3 protein-coding genes and 1 pseudogene are annotated in these 2,116 nt (G+C 62.0%); all 4 read right to left on the bottom strand.

The features are described from left to right. A partial coding sequence (locus tag WA989_RS15405) for a UPF0262 family protein (RefSeq protein WP_424341363.1) occupies positions 1 to 152 on the bottom strand: 152 nt, incomplete at its 3' end. After that, entirely contained in the window at positions 145 to 1,452 is a 1,308-nt protein-coding gene (gene hisD, locus WA989_RS15400) for a histidinol dehydrogenase (protein WP_424341362.1), read from the bottom strand. The genes WA989_RS15405 and hisD, both read right to left, overlap by 8 nt. Beyond that, positions 1,452 to 1,910: a DUF2948 family protein gene (locus WA989_RS15395; RefSeq protein ID WP_424341361.1), complete on the bottom strand. Its 459-nt coding sequence runs from the start codon at positions 1,908 to 1,910 to the stop codon at positions 1,452 to 1,454. Before WA989_RS15395 ends, hisD begins: the two co-directional genes overlap by 1 nt. 14 nt (positions 1,911 to 1,924) lie before the next feature. Continuing rightward, positions 1,925 to 2,116: pseudogene (locus WA989_RS15390) on the bottom strand (UDP-N-acetylglucosamine 1-carboxyvinyltransferase); the annotation flags it as partial.

Below are 2,116 nucleotides of genomic sequence, written 5' to 3'. Positions count from 1 at the left end.
ACATAGGGCCCGCCCTCATGGTCGATGATGCCGAATGTATTGTCCTCGATCAGGTCGAAGATGGCGACACGGCGCTCATGCTCTGCATCAGGGCCGCTGGCGCTGAGCGTCTCCTCGTCAATCTCGACAGCAATGAGCCGCTTCTCAGCCATGACCTCCGCCTGAATTGGACCGGATCGATACGGACCGCGCATGCGCTGGCAGTCCTTCTGCCTCTGCCAGACGAAGGGCCGCGGGCGCAAGCGCATTGAAGCCGTCCAGGCCAGCACGCTGGACGCTCATCCGCTTGAGGAAATCATAAAGCCCAAGCCCGGAGCTGAACCGCGCCGCCCGGCTTGTCGGCAGGACGTGATTGGACCCGGTGACATAGTCGCCAAGGGCCTCGGGTGTATGGTGACCGAGGAAGACTGCGCCGGCATGCCGGATCTGGGGCAAAAGCCCGTCTGGATCGTCAATGGCGAGTTCAAGATGCTCGGCCGCAATCTGATTGGCGATGTCTGCAGCCTGGTCCAGAGATCCCGCCAGAATGACCGCGCCATGCCTGTCCCAGGCTTCCCTCGCGCGCGCCTCGGTGGACAGAGATTTCAACTGTTTTTCCACAGCCTCATCCACAGACGTACCCACAGCCTTGTGCACAGTAATTAATATGCTCTGCGAGGAGGTGTCATGCTCTGACTGGCTGAGCAGATCAGCGGCAATCCAGTCGGGATTGGCGCTCTCATCCGCGATGACCAGAATCTCCGACGGCCCGGCAATCGTATCGATGCCCACCCGCCCGAAAACCTGCCGCTTGGCCTCGGCGACAAAGGCATTGCCCGGCCCGACAATCTTGTCGACGGGTTTGAGATGCCCTGCCCCATATGTCAGCGCAGCGACGGCCTGCGCCCCGCCAATCGGATAGAATTCATCGACGCCAGCCTTCAGCGCGGCATAAGCCACCGCCGGCGCAAGCTGCCCGCCCGGCGCAGGCGCTGTCATTACAACCCGCTCCACGCCCGCAATCTTGGCCGGGACTGTGTTCATCAGAACGGAGCTTGGATAAGAGGCCAGCCCGCCCGGCACATAGACGCCGACACTGTCGAGTGCCGTCCAGCGCCAGCCAAGCTCGACACCGGCCTCATCGGTGAACTGGTGGTCTTCAGGGCGTTGCTTCTCGTGATAGGCCGCGATCCGTGCGGCGGCAAAGTCGATCGCATCTTTCAGATCCTGCGGGCACCCGGCGGCGAGGGCATGCAGATCGACATTGTCGGACTGAAGAGTGGTCGGGTCGAGCACGAGCCGGTCGAACTTTGCGGTATGGCGGGCGACCGCCTCGCCGCCATTATTGCGGACATCCTCAAGAATACCGCGCACGGTCTCGACGACGTCGTCAACCGCGCCGCGAGGCTCATTGAGGAAAGCCTGGAACGTCTCTTTGAAGTCAGAAGCCGTCGCGTCGATCCATCGGGCCATCAGCGCTTTCTCCGCTCATGGCTCGGCGTGTGGCGAGTGGTCCACTCATAGTCGCTGTCGAGCAGCGACACGTCGATCGCCTCAACCTCAAGCGCCAGTTCACCATCGCCAGCAAACAGCAGCGTGATCATACCGCCCGGCAGCTCTTCAGCCGGGGTGAATGTGATGCTCAGCAACGAGAACACCATGTCCGGGTCGGCCTTCGAGACTCCTCGTGCCTTGACCGACAGCACGCCATCAATCGCCAGCAGGGAGCGGATCCGCGTCTTCGGCTCGCGCTTTTTCTTGCCGGCCACCTCTTCCCAGCGGAAGCGGTTGAGCTCAATCGCGAAGCGGCGCTGGCGCGACTCGTATCTGAGGTTCTCGGCCTTGGTCACAGCATCCTGCACACTCGCCGAAATCACGGTGAGATCGTCTGCATCTTCTGCGAAGATCCTGAGCGGCTGCATGTCTGCCATAGCCCTGCCTCGTCCTATTCCTCTTCTGCGCTGACCCGGCGGACATCGGCGCCCACACTGTTCAGCTTCGCTTCCAGATTTTCAAAGCCCCGGTCGAGATGATAGATCCGGCTAACTTCGGTTTCACCTTGGGCAGCGAGCGCCGCGATGACAAGGGAGACAGAAGCCCGCAGGTCGGTCGCCATGACAGGCGCGCCCTTCAGCGC

Source organism: Henriciella sp. (genome assembly GCF_049649345.1).
Lineage (GTDB): Bacteria > Pseudomonadota > Alphaproteobacteria > Caulobacterales > Hyphomonadaceae > Henriciella.
The sequence above is the reverse complement of the archived record's forward strand: the minus strand, read 5'-3'. Positions and strand labels throughout refer to the sequence as shown.